Origin of the sequence: Azonexus hydrophilus DSM 23864 (genome assembly GCF_000429605.1) — a bacterium.
Lineage (GTDB): Bacteria > Pseudomonadota > Gammaproteobacteria > Burkholderiales > Rhodocyclaceae > Azonexus > Azonexus hydrophilus.
In genome coordinates this window covers 63,124-87,126 of the sequence record NZ_AUCE01000019.1, presented here as the reverse complement: position 1 = coordinate 87,126, position 24,003 = coordinate 63,124, and the positions used below count along the sequence as shown (strand labels likewise).

Genomic DNA, 24,003 nt, shown 5'->3' with positions numbered 1-24,003 from the left:
TCCGTATCCCACACCGTCCCATCAGCAAACTCGATCCGCTCGATCCGTACACTCGGATTGTTCACCCAGCCCTGAACCCGGATGCTGTCCGTCGTCCCGACGATGCTCAAGATCAGATCGTAGCCCCCGTTCACCGTGCTCGACCGATACAACTTCACATCCTCTGGAGCCACCCCAGCTTTCAGCCGGATCACATCCGTCCCGCCGCTGTTGTAGTACTGCGTGATCACATCCTGACCATCACCCCGGCCAAACAGATACACGTCATCACCCAGGCTCTCCCAATGCGTGTCGTTCCCCGCACCGCCGTCGTGAAGGTCGTTACCATCACCGCCATAGAGCGTATCGTTACCCTCTCCGCCATACAAAATGTCATTTCCTGCATCACCACGCAGAACGTCGTCGCCAGCCCCTCCAATCAACGTGTCATTCCCGCCTCCGCCATACAGCGTGTTATTTCCAGAATTACCCACCACGAAGTCATCGCCCTCGCCCGCACTCAAATTGCTATCGGTTGCAGAAGCCACATAGAAATCGCTACCCGCCGACATAGCCATCCCGCTGTATCCCGCAAACACTTTATGCACTGCATCCCTGCCTCCCTGGCTTTCCACCTCGGCCATCCAGGAGTTCAGCCTCGGGCCGGTTTCCCAACCAAATTGGGCTCCACCGCCAAAACGCTTCATCAAGTCGAGCAAATCGACCAGAGCTTCCGTCGCATTCAACTCATACTGCGCATCAAGCAACGCATCCACACCCGAAAAATCAAACGCAATACCGCTGGCATCGATATTCAGCGAAATCACATCCAGATATCCCTTGAGGCGCGTCTGCAAAACCAGCCCCTCATACACCGACTGCCTGAGCGCCTCGTAGCTTTGCAGCAGCAGTGACATCTGGTTGGGCCCCATCGAGACAACTACCGGAGTCGGTCCCATGACGATCACCGTCGACTGGGTCTGGCTCCCCGCCGGTGCCAGATTTACCCCGCCGTTCCCGCTACTCATGCTGTTCGACGCAAACTTATAAAGTGTCAGCCCGTTGAATGCCTCCAGGGTATCGAGCATCGCCCCAAAGCGCTGCACTTCTGACCACACGACCGCATAGCGCTCCTCGCTGACGCCAGCCTGCAGGAGTACCATGGTTTTATCGATGCCCAACGTCTCCACGGCCTTTACCGCCGACATTTCGATATCCGTCACACCTTGCGGCTTGAACAGCAGTTGTGCGCCCCGCGCCAGAGCCTTTTCCCGGGATGTCTGGAAATCCGCCGTATCGGCCCACTGTTTGAGCAGCGCATCCATCTGCCCCATCAATGCTTCCCGCGACACCCAACCACCGTTCTGCATCCCCGCCAGCCGCGCCGCCAACGACGCATCCAGACTCGCCGCCTCGCGCAGATCGCGCACCGCGCCCGCGCCTTTCATCCCCGGCAAAGCCGCCGCTTCTGCGGTCAACGGCACCGCATCCGTGAATTCCCGGAAAAACGCATTCTCGGCAAACCAGGCATCGGTATAAGTGCGCGTCTCGCCGTTCACCGTAAACCCAGCGCTACCATCAAGCCGCGTTCCATCGCCCAGCAGCTGGTTGCCTGCCGTCTTGGCAAGACTGATCTGCGACACGCCAAGTTCGGCCAGACCGAACAATTCCCCGGCATCGCTGACCCCATCCTGATCCAGGTCACGCCACAGCCTCAATTCCCCGAACCGGGCATCCTGCGCATCGATCAGGCCGTCACCATTGCTGTCGAGTTCGCCCAGCGCCGCATACCCATCCGCCGCCTTGCCACCACCGGCCAATACCGTGTTGTTGCCAAACAGTTCCCGGCCGCTGTCTATCGTCCCGTTACCATCCCGGTCCAGCACCAGCAGCGCATCGTCACTCTTCAGCCAGGCCGAGCCCGTCTTTACCCCATTCGCGTCGTGATCGAAAAGAACCGGGGAATTTCCTGAAAGCTGGGCAATTTCAATACCGTCACCGTCGAGGTCGAAGACCAGCGGGGAGGCGGTGGTGCGGGCGCGACTAAAAAGGTCACATATCTCGGGATTAAGTTCGCAGAAAAGGCCTGTCCTGACTGGCAAAAGCCAAGGAATAAACCCATTCAGCGGCATATCAACGCCTATACCTGCTGCTTTCAATGCACCAACCGCGAACGTAGCGCAATTATTATCAAACAATGGATTTACTGGAATTATATTATACCAACCATAGTCAGCGAGCTTGGCATAATCACGAACTGCCTGAGCTTGCTCTTCCGTAATTTCAAATTGCTTTGAATCACCTATTCCAAGGTAATTATCACGATCATCTGTACGGACCTCCCCCGGGGCTGAAGGCGAATGAACTTCTGGGTAATAGCCGTAACTTTCTGCCGTTCCTGTCGCAGAGTTTGCAGACTCACTAATTTCAATCCACGCATGCCCAACCATTGAGGAATCACCACGAACGTTAGCAGCTCCGGGATTTATTGATCTAATAGTCAAGTACGGCATTAGAATGCTCCTTCAAAAAAATCGGTCGTATAAAGGTGTTTCGCTGTATTTATGGACCATCGATTTGGACGATCTACTGGCCCCCGTTCGCCACCAACAGTGACTTCATTGACCCAGATATGAAGCTTGAAAAATTTTCTTCTGCTATTGCAACCGATTATTTTTGCCAAATCAGATTCATGTTCTAGCGCCAAGGTCGAAAGCAATTTGCAAGGTTTACTTAGTTGGCCGATCAACCGGGCGACTTCCCGTTCGACGGTAGACTTGTATTCAGGACGATAATCTCGAACATCCAGGCCTATTTTTACGGTTAAACAATTTCCCCAAATCGCTTCAAAACTCCAGAAATCACAGAAGCGATGGGTCGGCTTCCCATAGGTCACCCTCATTTCTGGAACCCCTTGGTATTGCCGACTCAGCGTTTCATGCGCAAGCACCTCCCATGCATAATCGTCTTGGTATTGCCCTTTGCTATCCATTGCAAACCAAACAAATTGAATAAAATATGCAACAAAAAAAACACCAATCACAAAAATCACCATTTTTGAACTAGTTGAAATTTTCTTCTTTGCATTTTTCCCATCCAACTCTGTTCGTGAAAACTGGTCCCTGTCATCATTTCTCATCTTCAACCACCTCCATTTGCCGCGTCGTATTCCCGCTCAATTCAACCACCTCGTCTACCACCAAGCCCTTGGGAATCTGGTGCGTGATGAACAGCATCGTCACCTGCCCCTTCAATTTGTTGATCGTCCGGGCGAAATGCTCCGCTGTCTGCTGATCGAGGTTCGATACTGCCTCGTCGAAAATCAGTATCTTCGGCCGTTTCAACAAGGCCCGCGCAATGGCGATGCGCTGCCTTTGGCCGCCCGATAGTCCGGTGCCGCGTTCGCCGATTTCGGTCTGGTAGCCGTTCGGCAGTTGCTCGATGACTTCGTGGATTTCGGCCGCCTTGCAGGCCTGGATGACGTCGTCGAAAGCGGCGTGGGGATGAGCCATGATCAGGTTGTCGTAGAGCGTGCCGGCGAACAGCACGGTTTCCTGCGGGACGACGCCGAAGGTGTTGCGTAGCTCGTTGGCGGCGAGGTGGCGGATGTCCTTGCCGTCGAGTTCAATACGCCCTTCGTCGGGCTGGTAGAAGCCGAGCAGCAGCTTGGCCAGCGTGCTCTTGCCGCAACCGCTCGGCCCCATCAGCACCGTCAGGTGCCCCGGCTTCATCGCCATGCCGAGGTTTCGATAGAGCCAGGGGTGGTGCCTGGAATAGCGAAAGGCCAGATGATGTATGTCGATGCGTCCCGGACCGGCGCTTTCCCGGGTCGGGATCAGCGTGTGCGGCTCTTGTGGCATGTCGAGGATGTCGCCCAGACGCTTGATGGCGATACTGGCCTGCTGGAATTCCTGCCACAGGCCGACCAGACGGAGCATCGGCTGACTCAGGCGGCTGGCGAACATCTGGAAGGCGACCAGCATGCCGACCGTAAAGCCTTCGTTCTGCATGACGATGAGGGCGCCGACGATCAGGATCGACAAGGTCATGACCTGTTCCAGCCCGTTGCTGACGACGTTGTAGGTGTTGCCGACTTGCCGGGTGGAAAAACCGGCAGCCAGGTACTGGGCGAGGTAGTCGCCGTACTTGCGGTCGATATCTGCCTCCATCTGCAGCGACTTTACTGTCGCCATGCCGGAAACGTATTCAGTCAGGAAAGCCTGGTTGCGGGCACCGAGCATGAACTGCCGGTTGATCTTCTCACGCAACACCGGGGTGACCAGGAAACTGATGATGGCAATGGCTGCAAGCAGCCCGACAGCAATCAGCGACAATTGCCAGCTATAAGCGAACATCACTGCCAGGAAGATGAACAGGAAGGGCATGTCGAGCACCAGCGTGATTGCAGCGCCGGAAACGAATTCGCGCAGTGTTTCCACGCCCTGCAGGCGAGCAACCAGCGTGCCGGTTGGCCGCTGCTCGAAGAACGGTAGCGGTAGCCGCAACAGGTGCCGGAAAACCTGGCTGCCGAGAACGGCGTCGATCCGGTTGCCGGTGTGTAGGACCAAATACTGACGCAGCCAGGTCATGCCACTGTTGAACAGCATGAACATCACCAGCGCGATACCAAGTACCAGCAGCGTGCTTTCGCTCTGATGGGCGATGACCTTGTCGATGATCACCTGAGTGAATAATGGCGTGACCAGACCGACCAGTTGCATCGCCAGACTGGCCAGCAGCACGTCGCGCCAGATGGTCTTGTGTTTGAGCAATTCCGGGATGAACCAGCGGAAACCGAAGCGCGGCTTGTCGGACTCGAAGCCGGGTACGGCATCTTCCTTGCCGCTGCCCGGGGTCTCCCTGGCAACCAAGATCAGTTCCCCGGCCAGACGCGCTGGCGCTTCCTCGACCGCCAATGTTTCCGGTGTCTGGCTGCCACAGCGGAAGTAAAGCAGCTTGCTGCCGTCGGTTTTCAGGATCAGTAGCGGAATTTCAGCGTCATCATCCTTGAGAAAGGCGATTACCGGTAGCGGCAAATGACGCCAATCGGCGGGATGGGCGGTGCTTCCAGTCCTGAACCCGAGCGAACGGGCGGCGGTATGCAGCGTTTCAATACTGTGAGGCGGTGGGAAGGCCTGTTCGAGCAGCGCCGCATCAAACGGCTGCCGGAACAGTGTACACAGGCTGCCGAGCAGCCAGGGTAATAGCTGGCGATCAAATTCTTGGGTTTCCACGCGCCCCCCTTGCGCCTGAACTCAGGGGGTGATTCTATCCATATCAAGAATCACATGGAATATGACAATAGGCATAGACAGAATTGCTATCATTGCAAGCCACTGTCAGCCGACTGACACCTTCTCAAGGAGACAACATGCCCCTCTATCAACTCGACGACAAGATTCCGCAACTCGGCGACAACGCCTGGGTTGCCCCGAACGCCACCGTGATCGGCGACGTGCGCCTGGGCGCCAATGCCTCGGTGTGGTGGAATGCCACGCTGCGCGGCGACAACGACCCGATCCACATCGGCGCCAACACCAACATCCAGGACGGCTCGGTGCTGCATACCGACGAAGGCGTGCCGATGCACATCGGCGACAACGTCACCGTCGGCCATCTGGTCATGCTGCACGGTTGCACCGTCGGCGACGGCAGCCTGATCGGCATCGGCTCGGTGATCCTCAACCGCGCGGTGATCGGCAAGGGCTGCATCGTCGGCGCCAATACGCTGATCCCGGAAGGCAAGGTCTTCCCCGACCGCTGCCTGATCGTCGGCTCGCCGGGCAAGGTGGTGCGCGAACTGTCCGAGGAAGATGCGGCCAAGCTGCTCAAATCGGCCGAGCACTACGTCGACAACGCCGCCCGCTATCGCGAGCGGATCAAGGAAATCTAGCCGACGAATCCGGCAATCGCCGCCAGCACGGCCGCTTCCTGGTCGCGCTGCGGCGAGTGGCCGCAATTGGCGAGGCACAGCAGTTGCGTGCCCGGCACTTTTTCGGCAATCACCTCGATCTGGCGCAGCGTCGCGTATTCATCGTCCTCGCCCTGGATGGCCAGTACCGGACAGCGGATCGCCGGCAGGTAATCCTCAATGTTCCAGTCCCGGAATTCGGGCCATAGCCAGCAATCATTCCAGTCGTGGAAGACACGCTGCGCATCGCGGTGATAGCGCGCCAGCCGCTGCGGCCAGTCGCTGCTGCTCCAGAACTTGCGCGCGGTACGGATGCCGGCCAGGGTTTCTTCCTCGACGAACTCGTGCGGCGCCATCACCACCAGACCGGCCACCGCCTGCGGGAAACTGCCGGCGTGGATCAAGGCGATGCTGCCGCCGTCGCTGTGGCCGACCAGCACCGGCCGGACGATGCCGAGGGCGGCCAGGAAAGCCGGCAACACCTCGCGCGCCTCGCGGTGCATGTAGTCGGGCTGGCGCGGCTGCGGATGCGGGTCCGAACTGCCGTAGCCCGGCCGCGAATAGACGAGCACGCGGCAGCCGGTCGTCGCCGCCAGCTTGTCGGGAAAGTCGCGCCACATGGCGACGCAGCCCAGGCCTTCGTGCAACATCACCAGCGTCGGCCGGTCGACGGCGCTGGCGGGGATGTCGCGGTATTCCAGATTCAGTCCGGCAACCAGGATATGTTTCATGCACTCAAGAGAAAATCGCGAACGATGGCAATCTGCGCATCGGACTGGAACATCGGCGCGTGGCCGACCCCGGAAATTTCGGCCAGCTGGGCACGCGGCCCGCACTCGCCCATGCGCTGCCAGGTATCGGGCGTGAGCAGGTCGGATTCACCGCCGCGAACGACCAGCGTCGGACAACTGATCGCCTGATAGAGCGGCCACAGCTCGATGTCCTTGTCGGCAAAGGCGGCGCGGAATGGCTCGGCGATGCGCGGGTCGTAGCGGAAGGCCCAGCGCCCGTCGGGCCGCTGCACGACGCTGCTTTCGGTCAGGTGGTACCACTGGGCGTCGGTCAATGGACCGAACGGCGCGCTGACTTGACGGACGTAGGCCACCGCCTCGTCGATGCTCGCCCAGTCCGGATCGTTGCCAACATAAGCGGCGATTCGGCGCAGCGATTCGACAGTGACCAGCGGCCCGACATCGTTGAGCACCAGCTTGCGCACCGGTGTTCCTTCCTGCGCCGCCAGCGCCATGCCGATCAGGCCGCCCATCGAGGTGCCGAGCCAATGCACGGAATCGACGTTGAGCCGGGCAATCAGGGTCACCATGTCGGCCACGTACTGGGGAATGGCGTACGCCGAAGGATCGCGCAGATGCGCGCTCTGGCCGCGCCCGACGACATCCGGGCAGATCACCCGGTAATGGCCGGACAGGGCTTCGGCCAGCGCATCGAAATCGCGCCCGTTGCGGGTCAGGCCATGCACGCAGACCAATACCCGCGGATTATCGCGGGCGCCCCATTCGTAATACGACATCCGGTGCAGGCCCGATGGGCTGAGACATTGGACGGTCTGTTGTTTTGCTGTCATCGCGCTCCTCCTGACTGAAATGTATCACCGACCGTGCCAGTAGCGGGCAGCTTGCCGGCGCGTCGCATCGATCGTCATGCCGGCCGGCGCCATCCGGATGCGCAGCGCGCCGTCGCGGTCGGTACGCCATTGCCGTGCCTGCGTCGCCGCGTAGCGGTCGACGACGTCGGCACGCGGGTGACCGAAGCGGTTGCGGTAACCGACCGAATAGATCACCTCGCCCGCCCCAACGGCTTCGACAAAAGCCGGCGTGGACGAACCACGGGCGCCGTGATGCGGCACCAGCAGCAGATCGGCGCGCAGCGCGGCGGCATCGCGCTCGACCATGGCGATCTCGTCGACCGCCTCGATATCGCCGGTCAGCAACATGCGGCGCCCGCCCGCATCCACCGCCAGCACGCAGGACAGCGAGTTACGCCGGGTCGTCTGCAGGTAAGCCTGGGGCGCCGGATGCAGGATGCGGAAATCGACACCGTCCCAGTGCCAGCCCTGCCCGGCCGCGCACAGACCGCCTTCCAGTTCCGCCATCGACGACAACAGGCGCTCCGCCGGCAGCGCCGCCAACAGGGAAGCCAGCCCACCGGCATGATCGGCGTCACCGTGGGTGACCAGCACTTTGTCGAGACGGCGCACGCCCAGCCAGCGCAGATAGGGAACGAGCACCCGCTGGCCGGCGTCGGCATCGGCGTTGTAGCGCGGCCCGGGATCGTAGACCATGGCGTGCGCCTGGGTCCGGATCACCACCGCCTGCCCCTGGCCGACGTCGAGCACGTCGATCCACGCCTCGTCTGGCGGCGGCAGTTGTGCCGGCCAGAACACCGCCGGCACCATCAGCACCAGCCCCAGCCATTTGCCCGGCACCGCGCGCGGCAGCAGGCACAGCGCCACACCGGCAGCAGCACCGACCGCCACCCAGGGCGGCGCCGCCGGCGCCTGCCACACCGGCCAGGCCGCGCACCAGAACAGGAAGGCCATCAAAGCGTCGAGTATCCCGTGCGCCAGCAGCATCAACGGCGCCCAGGGCAGAAGCGCCGCCAGCAGCGCCAGCGGCGTGACGATGAAGCTGATCACCGGCACCGCCAGCGCATTGGCCAGCGGCGAAACCAGCGGAAACTGCTGGAACACCAGCATCAGCACCGGCAGCGATGCCAGTGTCGCCGCCCATTGCACCAGCCCCCAGCCGCGCAAGCGCTGACGCCAGCCGTCGCCGGTGCCGAGGACGGCACTGCCGATATAGAGCAAGGCCGCCACCGCGCCAAAAGACAACCAGAAACCCGGCGCCAGCGGGCTCCAGGGATCGACGATCAGCACCAGGAGCAAGGCCAGCACCAGGATCCGGCTGGGCGCAACGACGCGCCCGGACCCTAGCGCTGCGGCAGCGACCAGCAACATGTACAGGGTGCGCTGCGCCGGCACCCCGAAGCCGGCCAGCAAGGCATAGGCGAAAGCCGCCAGCACGGCCCCGGCCAGGGCCGCGCGCTGCGCCGGACAACGCAGGGCCAGCGCCGGCACGCGGCGCCAGCCGAAGCCGACCAGTCCGCCGACCAAGCCGGCGACCAGGGTGACATGGAGTCCGCTGATCGACATCAAATGAATGGTCCCGGTACGGTTGAAGACCACCCACAGATCACTGTCGACGGCTTTCTGGTCACCCACCGCCAGCGCCGTCAGGATGCCCTGCCAGGGATAGTGCTCGGCTGGCAGCAGGCGCGCGAAATTCTGCCGGACGGTGGCGCGCAGGGCTTGCACGACGGTGGCCGGGCGCCAGACGAAATCGTCCACTCGGGTCGCCGCACCGGGACGGACATAACCGGTCGCCCGGATGCCGCGTTCGAGCAGCCAGGCTTCGTAGTCGAAACCGCCCGGATTGGCGCCGCCATGCGGACGTTTCAGGCGGACGGTGAATTGCCAGCGCTGTCCCGGCGCCACCGCCGGTACCGCCTGCTTGCCGTGATACCAGGCCAGTTGTACCCGCGACGGCACGACGGCGCCGGGCGTCAGCCGCTGTTCGATGGCAAATTCAAAACGCACGCCTCGGTCGAAATCCTGCGGCAGACCGCTGACCACGCCGACCACTTCGACATCCTGGCCTTCCCAAGCACTGCCGAGTTGGTCGGCCAGCCGCCATTCGGCACGCCAGCCGGCCCAGGCGACGCCGATCAGGAAACAGCCGAGCAGCAACGCCAGACGGACCACCGGCCCGCGCCAGCGCAAGGCCGGCAGCATCAGCGCCAATGCTGCTACCAGCAGGATTGCGCTGGACGGTAGCGCAGCACGGGTCTGCAGGAACAGGACACCAAGCGCAAAGGAGATCACAGCCAGATTCATGCCAATATCATGGCACGAACCGTCACAAACGGCGACCGGCGCATTTTGCGATAATCCGCCCATGCGCCGCTTCCTGAAGAATCTCCTGCCGGATCACGAAACGATACGCCGCACCCCCTGGTTGCGCCCGTTCGAGAACTCGCTGCTGCACCCCCGGCTATGGCATCTGAACCGCCGCTCGGCGGCCGGCGCCGTGGCCGTCGGCCTGTTCTGCGGCCTGATCCCGGGGCCGTTCCAGATGCCTGGCGCGGCGCTGTGCGCCATCCTGTTCCGCGTCAACCTGCCGCTGGCGCTATTCGTGACGCTCTACACCAACCCCTTCACCATCGTCCCGCTCTACCTGCTGGCCTACCAGATTGGCCGGCTGCTGATCGGCGATACGGCCGGCTTCCTGGCGCCGCCGGCCTTCGATTTCGATAGTTTTACGGCGTGGACGCAGGCCATGCAGGCGTGGATGCTGGCCGTCGCCCGACCGCTCGCCGTCGGCCTGATCGTCCTTGCCGACGGCCTGGCGCTGGCCGGCTACCTGCTGACGCGCGGCGCCTGGCGGCTCTACCTCGTCCGCCACTGGCACCGGCGCCGCCGGCGTTCAGCCTGACTTCCTGCGATGGTCGATGACGCGCACCGCCTTGCCCATCGAGCGCTCGATGGCGCCGGTCGGTTTGACATTGACCTGGCACGACACGCCGATGAAGTCCTTGATGTCCTTCTGCACCTTGGCGGCGATGCGCTCCATCGCTTCCTGCCCCTTGGCGAACAGCGGCGGGCTGGCTTCGACATTGACCGCCATCGAATCCATGAAGCCCTCGCGGAACACCTCGATCTGGTAGAACGGCGACAGCGTTTCGGTACGCATCAGCACCGCCTCGACCTGGGTCGGGAAGACATTCACCCCGCGGATGATCAGCATGTCGTCGGAACGCCCGGAGATGCGGCGGATGCGCGCATGGGTGCGGCCGCATTTGCACGGTGAGCGGTCGATCACCGAAATGTCGCGGGTGCGGTAGCGCAGGATGGGGAAAGCTTCCTTGGTCAGCGAGGTGAACACGATCTCGCCCTCCTCGCCGTCCGCCACCGGCTGGCCGGTATTGACGTCGACGCACTCGACCAGGAAATGGTCCTCCCAGATGTGCAGGCCCTTCTTGGCCTCGATGCACTCGACACCGACGCCCGGCCCCATGACTTCCGACAGGCCGTAGATGTCGATGGCTTCCAGACCCAGGCGCGCCTCGATCTCGTAGCGCATTTCCTCGGTCCACGGCTCGGCGCCGAAAATGCCGACGCGCAGCGGCAACTTGCGCATGTCGACGCCGATGCTCTCGGCTTCCTCGGCGATGTTCAGGGAGTACGACGGCGTGCAGCACAGTGCGGTCGCCTGGAAATCCGACAGCAGCATGACCTGCTTCTGCGTCTGTCCACCGGACATCGGCACGGTCAGCACGCCCAGTTCCTCGGCGCCGTAATGCAGCCCGAGGCCGCCGGTGAACAGGCCGTATCCGTAGGCATTGTGCAGTCGGTCACCGGGGCGCAGGCCGGCGGAAGCCAGGCTGCGGGCGACCAGTTGCGCCCAGTTGGCGATGTCGCGACGGGTGTAGCCGACCACGGTCGGCTTGCCGGTGGTGCCGGACGAAGCGTGTACCCGGACGACCTGCTCGGTCGGCACGGCGAACATGCCGAAGGGGTAGTTGTCGCGCAACTGCTCCTTCTTGGTGAACGGCAACAGACGGGCATCGGCCAGCGACTGGATGTGGTGCGGCTTGACCTCCAGTTCGTCCATCGCCTCGCGGTAGAACTTGACCGTCGCATAACAACGCTCGACGGTGCTGCGCAGGCGACGCAACTGCAAAGCCTCGAGATCCTCGCGCGGCAAGGTCTCGTTCTCGATATCGAAAATCATTGTGTCATCTCCCTGATGCTGTTTTTGTTCGAGGGAGAAATCATACGCCCGCCGAAGCGGGCGTGGGCACGACAGCCTTCAGATTCAGGTACGGAAGCGTCCGACTTCCTGATTCAGGGTTTCGGCCAGCTGGCGCAGGCCGTCCGCCGTATGTGCATTACTGCCGGCCGCGGCATTGTTCTCTTCAGCCATCTGGGCAATGCGCTCGACGTTCTGGGCGATTTCCGTGCTCGCCGCCGCCTGCTCGCGCAAGGCCACGGTGATTTCGGAAACGGCGTCCATGACCCGGCGGGCATGCTGCTGGACTTCGCCGATGGTTTCGCCGGCACGCTGCGCTTCGACAACACCGACTGCCACCCGGTCCACCCCCCGCTTCATGCTATCGACGGCGACCGCAGTTCCCGACTGGATGGCCGCAATCATGCCGGCGATTTCCTGGGTGGACTTGGCGGTCCGCTCGGCCAGCTTGCGCACCTCGTCGGCCACCACGGCGAAACCGCGGCCGGTCTCGCCGGCGCGCGCCGCTTCGATGGCGGCGTTCAGCGCCAGCAGATTGGTCTGGTCGGCAATGTCCTTGATCGTGCCGACAATCGCCGAAATCTCGTCGGACTGGCGGCCCAGCGCCTCGACCGTGCTCGCCGAATGATTGACCGTATCGGCAATACCCTGGATCTCGATCACGACCTTGCCGACAATCGCGCTGCCCTCGCCGGCGACGCGGTCCGATTCGCGCGAATAGGCCTCGGCATCCTGGGCATTCTTGGCGATATGATCGACGCCGACGGTCATTTCCTCGACCGACGCCGCCATGCTCGACGCAGCATCGCTCTGCGAGCCGGCACTGCCCGAAATCTGGTGACTGGACGTCGACAGGTCGCCTGCGGCCACGCGCAGCTGGCCGACGTCGGCCTGGATGCGGGCGAGCAGTTCGCGGATCGAGGCAGCCATGTTGTTGAGATCGGAACCCGCCTCATGCAGCTCGTCGGCCCCTTCGGAAGCAAAATGCACGGTCATGTCGCCATCGGCCATGCGCTTGGCGCCAGCCGAAAACACCCGCACGGTATCGGTCACCGAGTAATAAGCACCAATGCCGAAGTAGCCCACCGCCAGCATCACCAGCGTCGCCAGTGCGGCCTGGAACAGGAGCACGCGCTCGGCTGCCGCCTTGCGCGCTTCAAGCTGCTGCTCGAACTGCGGCATCAGCGTTTCGAACATGATCTTGTAACCCAGGTCGATGGCCTGCGTGGTCAGCGCGAAATAATCCGCCGGCTTGGTTTCGAAACGCTCGCTCAGGATGTCCTGCTGGACCAGAGTGACGATGTCCTGAACCGCCTTGGTGAACGCCTGCGTCGGCTCGGCCAGCGTCGTGCGCAAAGCCGGCGAGTAGCGCATCGCCTTCTCCAGGTTGGAATTCTGCGTGCGCAGGGTGCCGTTCATGCGCTCGATCAGTGCGGCAATCTCGCGACGGTTATCCAGCGTCAGTTCCTGGGCGCTGAGCACGCCGGTACCGCGCCCGCGCGTGATCGCCAGCGGCTCCAGCATCGCCGGCATCTTGCCGACAACGGTATCCATGAAATAGTAGGTATCGATCTGCGGGTCCAGCGTCAGCTCGGTTTCATCGGCCAGATCGACCATGAAGACCAGGACCTTGTTCACCATCTGGGTGTGGCGCTTGAAATTGTCCGGCGCCTGCCAGCTCAGGCCCTGCTTGCTGATCTCCGCCCAGTCGGCGCGGATTTCCTTCCAGGCAGTGCTGTCGCGCAGCACCGGCAGCAGGCTGGCATCAGTCTCGCCGATGGCCTTCTCGACTTCACGTTCGGCTGCCGCACGCCGTTCCTTCATCGCCTCGTTGCCGTTGAGCACCCCGGATGACAGACCCCGATGCTGCTGCATGAACTGTACCGCACGGTTCATCGGCTTGAGCATCTGCAAACCGTCGAGTTCGTGCTGGGCGGTGCGGATATCCTTGCTCAGATTGATGAACAACGTGTACAGCAGGACCAGCAGCACGACGACCAGCGCGCTACCGAGAAAAACGAACTTGGCCCGGAAACGCATGCGATTCATCAGGGCAACTGCGGGTGCGAACAAGGTGCGCATATTCAACCTCCAAGGCCACGATCCGGCCATAAAATCATCAAAAGCGGCCGGATTCTATCGGATACATCAAGAAACGACTAATTTACCATCGTCCAATTCGATTGTTCTATCGGTACGTTCTGCCAGACGACGGTCATGCGTGACCATGACCAGACTTCCCCCTTGAAGCTTTACCTGCGCCACCAGCAGGTCGAAGACGGCGCCAGCAGTGTGACTGTCGAGGTTGCCGGTTGGTTCATCGGCCAGGATGCAAGATGGCCGGCTGACCAGCGCCCGGGCGATGGCGGCGCGTTGGCGCTCGCCGCCCGACAGTTCGCCGGGCCGATGTTCCAGGCGATGACCGAGACCGACGGCACCGAGCATGTCGGCCGCTGCGGCCAGCGCCTGCTGACGCGGTTCGCGCCGGATCAGCAGGGGCATGGCGACGTTTTCCAGCGCCGAGAACTCGGGCAGCAAATGATGAAACTGGTACACAAAACCGAGATGACGGTTGCGCCAGTCGCCCCGGTCGACCTCGTTCATCGCCGAGAAATCCCGCCCCATCAATGCCACCGAACCGCTGCTCGGCGCATCGAGGCCACCCAACAGGTGCAGCAAGGTGCTCTTGCCGGAACCCGAAGCGCCGACGACGGCCAGCGTCTGCCCAGCCGCCAGATCGAGGTCGATGCCGTTGAGCACGGCCACCTCCAGGCCACCGCCACGAAATACTTTGCCCAGACTCCGGGCCTGCAGGATCAAATCACTCATAGCGCAGCGCCTCCGCCGGATTGACCCGCGCCGCCCGCCAACTCGGATACAGCGTCGCCAGCAGCGACAGCACGAAGGCGATGCCGGTCACACCCCAGACATCGCTCCACAGCAATTCGGACGGCAGGTCGGAAATGTAATAGACGTCCTTGGCCAGGAACTGGATGCCCAGCACACGTTCGATTGCCGGCACCACCACGTCGATGTTGAGCGCCAGCGCGACACCGCCGGCCACGCCGAGCCCCAGCCCGATGAAGCCGACCAGCGCCCCCTGGATCATGAACACCGCCATGATCGAACGCGGCCGGGCGCCAAGGGTGCGCAGGATGGCGATGTCAGCCTGCTTGTCGGTAACCGCCATGACCAGCGTGGACACCAGATTGAAGGCGGCAACCGCGACGATCAGCGAGAGGATGATGAACATCATCGTCTTCTCGATCTGCACCGCGCGGAAGAAATTGGCATGGCTCTTGGTCCAGTCGTGCAACCAGGCATCGGCGTTGATGTAGGCGACCAGTTCGCGGGCGATGCGCGGCGCCTTGAACAGGTCGTCGACCTTCAGGCGCACGCCAGTGACCGCGTCACCCATCTGGTACAGGCGCTGCGCATCCTGCAGGTGGATCAGCGCCAGTCCCGAGTCGTACTCGTACATGCCGACCTCGAAGATGCCGACCACGGTGAACGAGCGCACCCGTGGCACCACGCCGGCCGGCGTCACCGTGCCCTGCGGCGCGATCAGCGTCAGCTTGTCGCCGGTAAATACGCGCAGCGAACGCGCCAGATCGGCGCCGAGGACGACCCCGAACTCGCCCGGCTTGAGCGCATCCAGGCTGCCGCTCCGGATCGTCTGGCGGAAGTCGGCAACGCCGTCTTCCAGGTCGGGCAGGATGCCGCGCACGAGGACGCCCTTGACCTCGCCATCGACCGAGAACATGCCCTGCGATTGCACGAAGGGCGCCGTTTCGCGGACTTCCGGATGCTTTTTGGCCTGGGCCGAAATCGACGCCCAGTCGCGCAGCGCGCCGTCGATCGCGGTGATCTGGATATGCGAGGCGACGCCGAGGATGCGCGTGCGCAATTCCTTCTGGAAACCGTTCATGACCGACAGCACCACGATCAGTGCGGCAACACCGAGGCCGATGCCGGCCATCGAGATCAGCGAAATGAAGGAGATGAAATGGTTGCGCCGCTTGGCACGCGTGTAGCGCAAGCCGATCAGCAACTCGTAGGGCAATGACATCCGTATTCCCGCAATGCAACAAAAGCGCTATGGTACACCCACCCGGAAAAGCCGGCCCAATCAACCGTTCAGGAAATACCGCAATGATCGTCACCAATATCGAAACCGTCCCCGGCAAGCAGATCGTCAAGCATCTCGGGCTGGTCAGCGGCAACACCGTCCGTTCCAAACACGCCGGCCGCGACATCATGGCAGGCCTGAAAAACATCTTCGGCGGCGAACTCAAGGGCTATACCGAACTGCTCACCGAATCGCGCGAGGAAGCCACCGAGCGGATGATCGAGCAGGCCCGGGCCATCGGCGCCAACGCCGTGGTCAATGTCCGTTTCTCGACCTCGTCGGTTGCCGCCGGCGCTGCCGAACTGTTCGCCTACGGCACCGCTGTCGTCGTGGAATGACGCCATGTACGATCTGATCCTATTCCTGGTCTTGTTGCTGCTCGGCTATGTCTTCGGACAGCGCGCCGAAAAGCGGCATTTCAAATCCATCATCGAACGCGAGCAGACCCTGCGCGACATCCTGGTCTTCTCCGAACGCCGCATCCCCGACGAGGACCAGCTCGAAGGCATCCTGGTCAGCGGCAATGTCGTCATCTCGGTCGACTTCTTCAAGCGCTTCGTCGCCGGCCTGCGCAACCTCGTCGGCGGCCGCGTCAGTTCCTACGAATCGCTGCTCGAACGCGCCCGCCGCGAAGCCATCCTGCGCATGAAGGACGCCGCCCGGCGCAAAGGTGCCACTGCCGTCTGGAACCTGCGCCTGGAAACCGCATCGATCTACAAGGGGGCGCAAAACGCTGTCGGCGCCGTTGAAGTCGTCGCCTACGGCACTGCCGTCCGCCAGCGCCGCTGAGTCATGGCCGAGTACGAAAACCCGCAGATTCCGGAAGGCATCAACGTCAGCACGACGCATCCGCTCAAGGATTTCGCGCTGCTGGTCGGCGGCATCAGCGCGCTGATCCTGGTGGCCGTACTGGCCCTGTCACTGCTCGCCGGGCAACTGGCCCGCCACGTTCCGTTTGAGCAAGAGCGCGCCCTGGCCGGCAGCCTAGGCCGCTGGCTACCGGAAACCCCGGCGCAGCCGGTGCACCGCGAGCGCCAGCAATACCTCCAGCAACTGGCCGACCGCCTGGGCGCGGCCATGGACCTGCCGCCGGAAATGACGCTGACCGTGCATTACTCGGCGTCGAACACGGTCAATGCCCTGGCCACGCTGGGCGGCCACATCGTCGTTTTCCAGGGGCTGATCGACACCCTGCCCAGCGAGAATGCGCTGGCCATGGTCATGGCCCACGAAATCGCCCATATCCGCCACCGCCACCCCATCGTCGCCATGGGCCGGGGTTTTGCCGTGATCTTCGCGCTCTCCAGCCTGGCTGGCATCGGCGACGGCGCCATGCAGCAATGGCTGACCGGCGTCGGCATGCTGCCCATCCTGTCGTTCAGCCGCAGCCAGGAAGAACAGGCCGACGCCGACGCATTGCAGGCCATGCTGCGCACCTACGGCCACGTCGGCGACGCGGCCGCCTTCTTCGAGCACATCGCCCGCCAGCAGACCAGCGGCGAACCGCTGGCCATCTTCAGCACCCATCCCGGCCATGAGGAACGCATCGAGCGCATCCGGCAATTCGCCCAAAGCCACGATAAACAGGAGGCAACGGCAACGACGCCATTGCCCGGCTTCATGAAGGAAAACGCTGAAAAAACAAAAGGAACCCCGAAGGATTCCTTGTCATGAGTCCTGATCTGGACTCTCGGCTCGGGCAAAAACCCGGCGGGTTTATTCGCCGAAGAAATTGACGTCGTAGGGATAAGGCTTCTGCGCGACCTTCGACTCGGCATTGCGCGCGGTCGACTCGGTTTCCTGCTTCTTGTCCCACCACAGCGCCCGACCGGCCTTCTGGTCTTCGACCCACTGCGGATTCTTTTCCAGCATTTCGTTCATCCAGCGCGTGTGATCAGACACATAGCCGGTATCGACAACACCCATTGTTCTACCCTCGGATGGAATTGGCACGGGCGGGATTCTAGCACGTTGGCGCGCCCCGGTTCGTCGGCGCGTCTTGCAACAATTACGCAAGAATTTGATCCTGATCACTTGCGCAACATCAGAATCTTCTTATAATCGCGCCCTTGTAAGCCTGCGATGGCGGGAAGTTCCGACTTGGGGAGGTCGGACTCTCGCGAAAATCAGAAACTTGGAGACCACATGAAGCCTCATGTGTCCTTGATCGCGGGTATCTTGCTGTCGCTTTGCGCAAGCTTTGCGCAAGCCGCCGACATCCCCGTATCGCCAGCCCAGGCCGCTGCCGCCAAAGCACCATCCGGATCGACCACCGACCACAGCCAGCTCGAAGCCCTCAAAGGCCCGTTCAAGACCGGCCCGGAAGTCACCAAGGCCTGCCTCAGTTGCCATAATCTGGCCTCTCATCAGGTCATGAAGAGCATTCACTGGACCTGGGAAGCCACCAGCAAGACCACCGGCAAGACGCTCGGCAAGAAATGGGCGGCCAACAATTTCTGTGGCTCGCCGCTTTCCAACGAAGCACGGTGCACCAGTTGCCATGCCGGCTACGGCTGGACCGACAAGAATTACGACTTCACGCAACAGGAAAATGTCGACTGCCTGGCCTGCCACGACACCACCGGCGGCTATCGCAAATTCAGCACCGATGCTGGCCACCCGCTGTACGAAGACCGTGAATTCGAGCCGATGGAAGGGCCGCCGGGCAAGAAACAGTTCAAGGCTCCCGACCTGACCAAGATCGCGCAACATGTCGGCAAGCCCGGTCGCAGCAACTGCGGCAACTGCCATTTCAATGGCGGCGGCGGTGATGCAGTCAAGCACGGCGACCTCGACACCTCGTTGAAGAATCCGTCGCGCGAACTCGACGTGCATATGGCCAAGGACGGCGCCAACATGGTCTGTTCCGACTGCCACACCTTCAACGCGCACCAGCCATCGGGCAGCCGTTACGCAGTCAACCCCAAGGACCAGCACGGCTTCGACCTGCCCAAGGACGATCACAACCGTGCCACCTGCGAATCCTGTCACAGCCAGGCACCGCACAAGCAGGCCAAGATCAACAACCACGCCAACAAGGTCGCCTGCCAGACCTGCCACATCCCGGAATTCGCCCGTGGCGGCGTCGCCACCAAGATGCTCTGGGACTGGTCCACGGCCGGCAAGATGGGGGCTGACGGCAAGCCGCTGTTCATCAAGGACGATCACGGTCACCTGAAGTACTCGGCCGCCAAGGGAGACTTCGAATATGGCGAGAATGTCCGGCCCGAGTACAAGTGGTACAACGGCACCGTCGAACAGGTTTCCATTGTCGACAAGCTGGACAAGTACATCGACGCCGACGGCGTCCTCGAACTGAACCGCATCCAGGGTTCGGCCAGCGACGAAAACGCCCGTATCTGGCCGTTCAAGGTCATGCGCGGCAAGCAGGCCTACGACCCGGTCAACAACACGCTGGTGGTCAACCACGTGTACGGCGACGACGATACGGCGTTCTGGAAAAACTACGACTACGCCAAGGCGATCCAGTCGGGCATGGAAACCGCCGGGCTGCCCTACAGCGGCAAGTTCGATTTCATCGAAACGCGGATGAACTGGTTCACCACCCACATGGTCGCGCCCAAGGAAAAAGCCGTGCCCTGCGCCGAATGCCATACCCGTGGCGAAACCGGCCGGCTGGCGGCGATCACCGACATCTACCTGCCCGGTCGTGACCGCAACCCCTGGGTCGACCTGCTCGGTGGTCTGGCCATCGTCGGCGCCATCGGCGGTGGCCTGATCCACGGCCTGGTCCGCATCATCACCCGTCGTCGCAAGGAGAATGAACAATGAGCGCCGAACGCATCTACATCTACAAGCGCTATGAGCGCTTCTGGCATTGGTCGCAAGCCCTGCTCATCATCACCATGATGATCACCGGTTTCGAAGTCCACGGCAGCTACGCGCTGCTCGGCTTCGAGCAGGCCGTGCATTTCCACACCCTGGCCGCCTGGAGCCTGCTGACCTTGTGGGCCTTCACCATCTTCTGGCAATTCACCACCGGCGAATGGAAGCAGTATCTTCCGTCACTGAAGAACGTGCTGGCGATGGTCAATTACTACCTGATCGGCATCTTCCGCGACGCACCGCACCCCTTCCGCAAGACCGTGGTGCAAAAGCACAATCCCCTGCAGCGCCTGGCCTACCTCGCCCTGCTCGCCTTCATCTCGCCGCTGATCTGGGTTTCCGGCCTGCTTTACCTGTTCTACGGCAACTGGCAGGAACTGGGCATCGCCCAATACCTGAACCTGGAATGGGTCGCCGTCGCCCATACGCTGGGCGCCTTCATGATCACCGCCTTCTTCTTCATCCACGTCTACCTGACCACCACCGGCCACACCGTCTTCGCCCACATCAAGGCGATGATCACCGGCTGGGAAGAGGTCGACGAGCACCACAAGAAGCACTAAGCGAATCGATTTACCTTGCGTGTTTGGGCGGGGAATTCCCCGCCTTTTTTTATTTGAGCGCTGCCTGCAGGGCCGACGCATCGCAAACGAATGCAGCCTCCCCGATCTTGCCGGCGTTAACCGGCAACAGGGTCACGCAATCCTTCTTGCGCGGCAGCATGGTCAGGTCGGCTTCCTCACGGCCGAGAACGATCTGGTAAGGCTTCTCGCGCAATTTCGGCAAGGCGAACATGCGCGTGATCAGGCCCGGCATTTTGTGGATATCGGCCAGGTAGATCCGCTTCGTCTGCTGCAACCAGTCTTTCGGCTGCGCATCCAGCCAGCCGGTGACCAGCCCCGCCCCGCCATTGTCGGCGGCAAAGATGACCTGGCGCAGATCGGCGGGAACGATCGCCGGTTTGTCATGCTGATCCTTCAGCACCAGCGTCGGCAGAGTATCGCCGGCACGCAGACTGTTTGCCTGAGCGTGAACCGTCAGCGCACAGGCAAACAACAACAGGGGAAGCAGGGATTTGGTTTTCATCAATGATCCTTCAGCAAGTAGAAATCGAAAAACCCCGACATCGCCGAAGCAATGACGGGGTAAGAATGGTTTGGAGCGGTGTAATCGATCAACTGCGGATCAAGTGATCAAACGCGCTGAGCGAAGCCGTTGCGCCGGCACCCATGGCGATGATGATCTGCTTGTACGGCACCGTCGTGCAGTCGCCGGCAGCAAACACGCCGGGGACCGAGGTGTGACCCTTGGCGTCGATGACGATCTCGCCGAACTTCGACAACTCGACCGTTTCCTTCAGCCAGTCAGTATTCGGCAACAGGCCGATCTGGACGAAGATGCCTTCGAGTTCGACGCGTTTTTCCTCACCGCTGACGCGATCCTTGTACACCAGCCCGTTGACCTTCTGGCCGTCGCCGGTGACTTCGGTGGTCTGCGCCGACTTGATCACGGTGACGTTGGCCAGGCTGTACAGCTTCTTCTGCAATACGGCGTCGGCGCGCAGCGCGTCGCCGAATTCGAGCAGGGTCACATGACCGACGATGCCGGCCAGGTCAATCGCCGCTTCAACGCCGGAATTGCCGCCGCCGATCACCGCTACACGCTTGCCCTTGAACAGCGGGCCGTCGCAGTGCGGGCAGAAGCAGACGCCCTTGGCTTTGTATTCCTTCTCGCCGGGCACGTTCATCTCGCGCCAGCGGGCGCCGGTGGCCAGGATCACCGACTTCGACTTGAGCGACGCGCCATTCTCCAGTTGCACTTCGACCAGACCGCCTTCTTCGGCCGCCGGGATCAGCTTGGCGGCGCGCTGCAGGTTCATCACGTCGACCTCGTAGGCCTTGACGTGCTGCTCCAGTGCGGCGACCAGCTTGGGTCCTTCGGTTTCCTTGACCGAGATGAAGTTTTCGATGCCCAGCGTATCCATCACCTGCCCGCCGAAACGCTCGGCCAGCACGCCGGTGCGGATGCCCTTGCGGGCTGCGTAGATGGCCGCGGCCGAACCAGCCGGACCACCACCGACGACGAGCACGTCGAAGGCTGCCTTGGCGGCCAGTTCTTCGGCGGCGCGGGCGGCGGCGCCGGTATCGACCTTGGCCAGGATTTCCTCGATCAGCATGCGCCCGGCACCGAATTCCTCGCCGTTCAGGTAGGTCGTCGGCACGGCCATGATCTGGCGGGCCTCGACTTCGCCCTGGAACAGCGCGCCGTCGATCATCGTGCTGCTGATGTTCGGGTTGAGCGCAGCCATCAGGTTGATCGCCTGAACGACGTCCGGGCAGTTGTGGCAGGACAGGGAAATGTAGGTCTCGAAATCGAGCCGGTCGCTCAGGTTCTTGACCTGATCGATGACCGCCTGCTCGACCTTGGGCGGATAGCCGCTGACCTGCAGGAGAGCCAGGACCAGCGAGGTGAATTCGTGGCCCATCGGCAGACCGGCAAAGCGGATGCGCGGCGTCTGCCCCGGCACGGTGACGCCGAACGAGGGAATGCGGGCGTGCGCTTCCTCGCGCAGGCTGACCTGCGGCGAGCAATCGAGGATGTCGTTGAGCAGCGCGCGCATTTCCTGCGACTTGTCGTCTTCGCCCAGCGCGGCGACCAGTTCGATCGGGCCTTGCAGGCGCTGCAGGTAAGCCTTGAGTTGTTCCTTGATGGTGCTGTCGAGCATGGTGTTCTCCCTGAATCAGTTGGTCTGGCAAATCGGTCAGGGGCCATATTAGGGAGGCCGCCTCTATTTATCCAATTGATTGAAACAATCCACTGGATACCTATTGGCTATTTCAGGCCAAGTGCCTTCAGGCGCCGGTACAGGGTGCGCTCCGACCAACCCAGATGCGCCGCCAGCGCCTTGCGGCTGCCCCGGAAACTGCGCAGCACCGCCGGCAGATCGACCTCGGCCGGTAACGCAGGCCGGGAGGCCGTCGCGCCGGCAAGATGGCTCGGGACAAGGTCCGGCCTACCCGCCTGCATGCCCACAGGCAGATGCTCGGGACGGATTTCGTCACCGTCGCACAGCAGGCAGGCGCGTTCGAGCAGGTTGCGCAATTCGCGCACATTGCCGGGATAGGCATAAGCCGACAGCCATGCCCTGGCGTCGGCAGAAATGCCCAGCGGCCGGCCGGCGGCAACCCGGGCGAGCAGCGCCTCGGCCAGCAGCAGCACGTCGTCGCCGCGCTCGCGCAGGGGCGGCAGGAAGATCGGGAAGATGTTCAGGCGGTAGAACAGATCCTGGCGAAAGCTGCCGGTCTCGACCATCTCGGCCAGCGGCCGGTGCGTCGCCGAAACGATGCGGACCTCGGCCTTGCGCAGTTCCGGCGAGCCGACCCGACGGTAAGTGCCGGTTTCGAGCAGGCGCAGCAGCTTGACCTGGATCGACAGCGGAATATCGCCGACCTCGTCGAGGAACAGCGTGCCACCGGCCGCCGCCTCGACCAGCCCGGTCTTGCGTGCGGTGGCGCCGGTGAAGGCGCCGCGCTCGTGGCCGAACAACTCGCTTTCGAACAGCGTTTCCGGCAAGCCCGAGCAGTCGACCGCAACAAAGGGCTGGTCGGCGCGCTTGCTGATCCGGTGGATGGCGCCGGCGACCAGTTCCTTGCCGGTGCCCGATTCACCCTGCAGGAGCACGGCGGCGTCGGACGGCGCGACGCGGGCAACCATTTCCATCATCCGCACGAAGGCCGGCGAACGACCGATCAAGCCCTGCGCATGCGCCTGGCTGCGGGCGCCGGGCAGCGGTTCGAGCTTCTCGATGTAATAGACGATCTCGCCGCTGGCATCGCGGATCGGCGACAGCTCGATGTTCTCGAAGCTCTCGCCCTGCGGCGTGTGGTGCAGGTGCAGCACGCGCTCGCGCTGGCCGGATCGCAAGCTGCGCTGCAGCGGACAGAACTCGCCGGCCTGGTCGCAAGGCACATCGTAGCGGTGCGAAACCTCGTAGCACTTGCGCCCGACGACTTCCTGCTGATCCAGCCAGCTAGCGCGATAAGCGTCGTTGGCGGCAATGATCCGGTAGTTGCGGTCGCACAGGATGTGCGGCTCGGGCAAGGTCTGCAGGAAGGAAACCAGTTCGCTGAGCTGGGGGCTACCGTTGTTATCTGCCATTTCTCCGCCAATCACTGCCATTGATTACTGCCACACTCTGCCACAACTGGCAAAAAAAGCCCAGAAAATCCCCCTGCGACGAAACGCCGCAGGTTTTCAAATCAATGACTTGCGGCGAATTTTCAGCCCCGCTCGGGCTGGCACGGCTCTTGATA

The 24,003-nt window shown here is 62.3% G+C and carries 21 protein-coding genes; 7 read left to right on the top strand and 14 right to left on the bottom strand.

Annotated elements, in window-relative coordinates; genetic code table 11:
- The 3 genes from G471_RS0111295 to G471_RS17475 form a co-directional block, all read right to left on the bottom strand.
- Positions 1-2,429: calcium-binding protein (locus G471_RS0111295; RefSeq protein WP_281170400.1), on the bottom strand; the 2,429-nt coding region annotated here is incomplete at its 3' end.
- A 62-nt stretch (positions 2,430-2,491) separates the two neighbouring features.
- Positions 2,492-3,118: a hypothetical protein gene (locus G471_RS19175; RefSeq protein ID WP_157272512.1), complete on the bottom strand. Its 627-nt coding sequence runs from the start codon at positions 3,116-3,118 to the stop codon at positions 2,492-2,494.
- Positions 3,108-5,213 carry a peptidase domain-containing ABC transporter gene (locus tag G471_RS17475; protein ID WP_043421537.1) on the bottom strand — a complete coding sequence of 702 codons (2,106 nt, stop codon included), beginning with the start codon at positions 5,211-5,213 and terminating at the stop codon, positions 3,108-3,110. The genes G471_RS19175 and G471_RS17475 overlap by 11 nt, the downstream gene beginning before the upstream one ends.
- 137 nt (positions 5,214-5,350) lie before the next feature.
- Here G471_RS17475 and G471_RS0111280 point away from each other — a divergent pair, with 137 nt between their 5' ends.
- Positions 5,351-5,872: a gamma carbonic anhydrase family protein gene (locus tag G471_RS0111280; RefSeq protein ID WP_028995433.1), complete on the top strand. Its 522-nt coding sequence runs from the start codon at positions 5,351-5,353 to the stop codon at positions 5,870-5,872.
- Here the strand turns inward: G471_RS0111280 and G471_RS0111275 are convergent.
- Genes G471_RS0111275 through G471_RS0111265 form a run of 3 tightly spaced genes read right to left on the bottom strand, consistent with a single transcriptional unit; the run spans position 5,869 to position 9,800 of the window.
- Entirely contained in the window at positions 5,869-6,621 is a 753-nt protein-coding gene (locus G471_RS0111275; RefSeq protein ID WP_028995432.1) for an alpha/beta fold hydrolase, read from the bottom strand. The two genes, G471_RS0111280 and G471_RS0111275, sit on opposite strands and share 4 nt — an antisense overlap.
- Positions 6,618-7,472 (bottom strand): alpha/beta fold hydrolase, encoded by an 855-nt coding sequence (locus tag G471_RS0111270; RefSeq protein ID WP_028995431.1) that lies wholly within the window; start codon positions 7,470-7,472, stop codon positions 6,618-6,620. Before G471_RS0111270 ends, G471_RS0111275 begins: the two co-directional genes overlap by 4 nt.
- 24 nt (positions 7,473-7,496) lie before the next feature.
- Positions 7,497-9,800 carry a DNA internalization-related competence protein ComEC/Rec2 gene (locus G471_RS0111265; RefSeq protein ID WP_028995430.1) on the bottom strand — a complete coding sequence of 768 codons (2,304 nt, stop codon included), beginning with the start codon at positions 9,798-9,800 and terminating at the stop codon, positions 7,497-7,499.
- 61 nt (positions 9,801-9,861) lie between these two features.
- Here G471_RS0111265 and G471_RS0111260 point away from each other — a divergent pair, with 61 nt between their 5' ends.
- Complete coding sequence (locus G471_RS0111260) at positions 9,862-10,398, top strand: DUF2062 domain-containing protein (protein WP_028995429.1); 537 nt, start codon at positions 9,862-9,864, stop codon at positions 10,396-10,398.
- On the opposite strand, the gene G471_RS0111255 is transcribed toward G471_RS0111260, so the two are convergent.
- The 4 genes from G471_RS0111255 to G471_RS0111240 all read right to left on the bottom strand — a co-directional run bounded on the left by G471_RS0111255 (position 10,390) and on the right by G471_RS0111240 (position 15,778).
- Complete coding sequence (locus G471_RS0111255) at positions 10,390-11,697, bottom strand: phenylacetate--CoA ligase family protein (RefSeq protein ID WP_028995428.1); 1,308 nt, start codon at positions 11,695-11,697, stop codon at positions 10,390-10,392. The genes G471_RS0111260 and G471_RS0111255 overlap by 9 nt on opposite strands.
- Positions 11,698-11,781: 84 nt before the next feature.
- Positions 11,782-13,797, bottom strand: coding sequence for a methyl-accepting chemotaxis protein (locus tag G471_RS0111250; RefSeq protein WP_028995427.1), 2,016 nt, complete (start codon positions 13,795-13,797; stop codon positions 11,782-11,784).
- 66 nt (positions 13,798-13,863) lie between these two features.
- Positions 13,864-14,544 (bottom strand): lipoprotein-releasing ABC transporter ATP-binding protein LolD, encoded by a 681-nt coding sequence (gene lolD, locus G471_RS0111245; RefSeq protein WP_028995426.1) that lies wholly within the window; start codon positions 14,542-14,544, stop codon positions 13,864-13,866.
- Entirely contained in the window at positions 14,537-15,778 is a 1,242-nt protein-coding gene (locus G471_RS0111240) for a lipoprotein-releasing ABC transporter permease subunit (RefSeq protein WP_245580552.1), read from the bottom strand. The genes lolD and G471_RS0111240 overlap by 8 nt, the downstream gene beginning before the upstream one ends.
- A gap of 89 nt (positions 15,779-15,867) precedes the next feature.
- On the opposite strand from G471_RS0111240, the gene G471_RS0111235 reads away from it, so the two are divergent.
- From G471_RS0111235 to G471_RS0111225, 3 genes are read left to right on the top strand one after another with little or no spacing between them, the layout of a single operon-like run.
- Positions 15,868-16,182 (top strand): YbjQ family protein, encoded by a 315-nt coding sequence (locus tag G471_RS0111235; RefSeq protein WP_028995424.1) that lies wholly within the window; start codon positions 15,868-15,870, stop codon positions 16,180-16,182.
- 4 nt (positions 16,183-16,186) lie between these two features.
- On the top strand, positions 16,187-16,633 hold the full coding sequence (locus G471_RS0111230) for a YbjQ family protein (protein WP_028995423.1): 447 nt from the start codon (positions 16,187-16,189) through the stop codon (positions 16,631-16,633).
- A 3-nt stretch (positions 16,634-16,636) separates the two neighbouring features.
- Positions 16,637-17,518, top strand: coding sequence for a M48 family metallopeptidase (locus G471_RS0111225; protein WP_028995422.1), 882 nt, complete (start codon positions 16,637-16,639; stop codon positions 17,516-17,518).
- Between the two features lie 42 nt (positions 17,519-17,560).
- Here G471_RS0111225 and G471_RS0111220 read toward each other — a convergent pair whose 3' ends face one another.
- On the bottom strand, positions 17,561-17,770 hold the full coding sequence (locus tag G471_RS0111220) for a DUF3460 family protein (protein ID WP_028995421.1): 210 nt from the start codon (positions 17,768-17,770) through the stop codon (positions 17,561-17,563).
- A gap of 219 nt (positions 17,771-17,989) precedes the next feature.
- Between G471_RS0111220 and G471_RS17470 the strand changes: the two genes are divergently transcribed.
- The gene (locus G471_RS17470; protein WP_043421535.1) at positions 17,990-19,636 is read left to right on the top strand and encodes a tetrathionate reductase family octaheme c-type cytochrome; all 1,647 of its coding nucleotides are present in this window, start codon (positions 17,990-17,992) and stop codon (positions 19,634-19,636) included.
- On the top strand, positions 19,633-20,253 hold the full coding sequence (locus G471_RS0111210; RefSeq protein ID WP_028995420.1) for a cytochrome b/b6 domain-containing protein: 621 nt from the start codon (positions 19,633-19,635) through the stop codon (positions 20,251-20,253). Before G471_RS17470 ends, G471_RS0111210 begins: the two co-directional genes overlap by 4 nt.
- A 49-nt stretch (positions 20,254-20,302) precedes the next feature.
- Here the strand turns inward: G471_RS0111210 and G471_RS0111205 are convergent, their stop codons facing one another.
- From G471_RS0111205 to G471_RS0111195, 3 genes are all read right to left on the bottom strand, one after another.
- Positions 20,303-20,776, bottom strand: a complete 474-nt coding sequence (locus tag G471_RS0111205) for a hypothetical protein (RefSeq protein ID WP_028995419.1) — start codon at positions 20,774-20,776, stop codon at positions 20,303-20,305.
- An 88-nt stretch (positions 20,777-20,864) separates the two neighbouring features.
- The gene (ahpF, locus tag G471_RS0111200) at positions 20,865-22,415 is read right to left on the bottom strand and encodes an alkyl hydroperoxide reductase subunit F (RefSeq protein WP_028995418.1); all 1,551 of its coding nucleotides are present in this window, start codon (positions 22,413-22,415) and stop codon (positions 20,865-20,867) included.
- Between the two features lie 107 nt (positions 22,416-22,522).
- Positions 22,523-23,848: a sigma-54 interaction domain-containing protein gene (locus tag G471_RS0111195; RefSeq protein WP_028995417.1), complete on the bottom strand. Its 1,326-nt coding sequence runs from the start codon at positions 23,846-23,848 to the stop codon at positions 22,523-22,525.
- Positions 23,849-24,003: the final 155 nt, after the last annotated feature.

Excerpts from the sequence above, each read along its gene's own strand:
- G471_RS0111205 (WP_028995419.1), bottom strand. The coding sequence starts at position 20,776 with ATGAAAACCAAATCCCTGCTTCCCCTGTTGTTGTTTGCCTGTGCGCTG.
- G471_RS0111255 (WP_028995428.1), bottom strand. The coding sequence starts at position 11,697 with ATGATTTTCGATATCGAGAACGAGACCTTGCCGCGCGAGGATCTCGAG.
- G471_RS0111265 (WP_028995430.1), bottom strand. The coding sequence starts at position 9,800 with ATGAATCTGGCTGTGATCTCCTTTGCGCTTGGTGTCCTGTTCCTGCAG.
- G471_RS0111230 (WP_028995423.1), top strand. The coding sequence starts at position 16,187 with ATGTACGATCTGATCCTATTCCTGGTCTTGTTGCTGCTCGGCTATGTC.
- G471_RS0111270 (WP_028995431.1), bottom strand. The coding sequence starts at position 7,472 with ATGACAGCAAAACAACAGACCGTCCAATGTCTCAGCCCATCGGGCCTG.
- G471_RS0111235 (WP_028995424.1), top strand. The coding sequence starts at position 15,868 with ATGATCGTCACCAATATCGAAACCGTCCCCGGCAAGCAGATCGTCAAG.
- lolD (WP_028995426.1), bottom strand. The coding sequence starts at position 14,544 with ATGAGTGATTTGATCCTGCAGGCCCGGAGTCTGGGCAAAGTATTTCGT.
- G471_RS0111225 (WP_028995422.1), top strand. The coding sequence starts at position 16,637 with ATGGCCGAGTACGAAAACCCGCAGATTCCGGAAGGCATCAACGTCAGC.
- G471_RS0111250 (WP_028995427.1), bottom strand. The coding sequence starts at position 13,797 with ATGCGCACCTTGTTCGCACCCGCAGTTGCCCTGATGAATCGCATGCGT.
- G471_RS0111260 (WP_028995429.1), top strand. The coding sequence starts at position 9,862 with ATGCGCCGCTTCCTGAAGAATCTCCTGCCGGATCACGAAACGATACGC.
- ahpF (WP_028995418.1), bottom strand. The coding sequence starts at position 22,415 with ATGCTCGACAGCACCATCAAGGAACAACTCAAGGCTTACCTGCAGCGC.
- G471_RS0111195 (WP_028995417.1), bottom strand. The coding sequence starts at position 23,848 with ATGGCAGATAACAACGGTAGCCCCCAGCTCAGCGAACTGGTTTCCTTC.
- G471_RS0111220 (WP_028995421.1), bottom strand. The coding sequence starts at position 17,770 with ATGGGTGTTGTCGATACCGGCTATGTGTCTGATCACACGCGCTGGATG.
- G471_RS0111210 (WP_028995420.1), top strand. The coding sequence starts at position 19,633 with ATGAGCGCCGAACGCATCTACATCTACAAGCGCTATGAGCGCTTCTGG.
- G471_RS0111280 (WP_028995433.1), top strand. The coding sequence starts at position 5,351 with ATGCCCCTCTATCAACTCGACGACAAGATTCCGCAACTCGGCGACAAC.
- G471_RS19175 (WP_157272512.1), bottom strand. The coding sequence starts at position 3,118 with ATGAGAAATGATGACAGGGACCAGTTTTCACGAACAGAGTTGGATGGG.
- G471_RS17470 (WP_043421535.1), top strand. The coding sequence starts at position 17,990 with ATGAAGCCTCATGTGTCCTTGATCGCGGGTATCTTGCTGTCGCTTTGC.
- G471_RS0111275 (WP_028995432.1), bottom strand. The coding sequence starts at position 6,621 with ATGAAACATATCCTGGTTGCCGGACTGAATCTGGAATACCGCGACATC.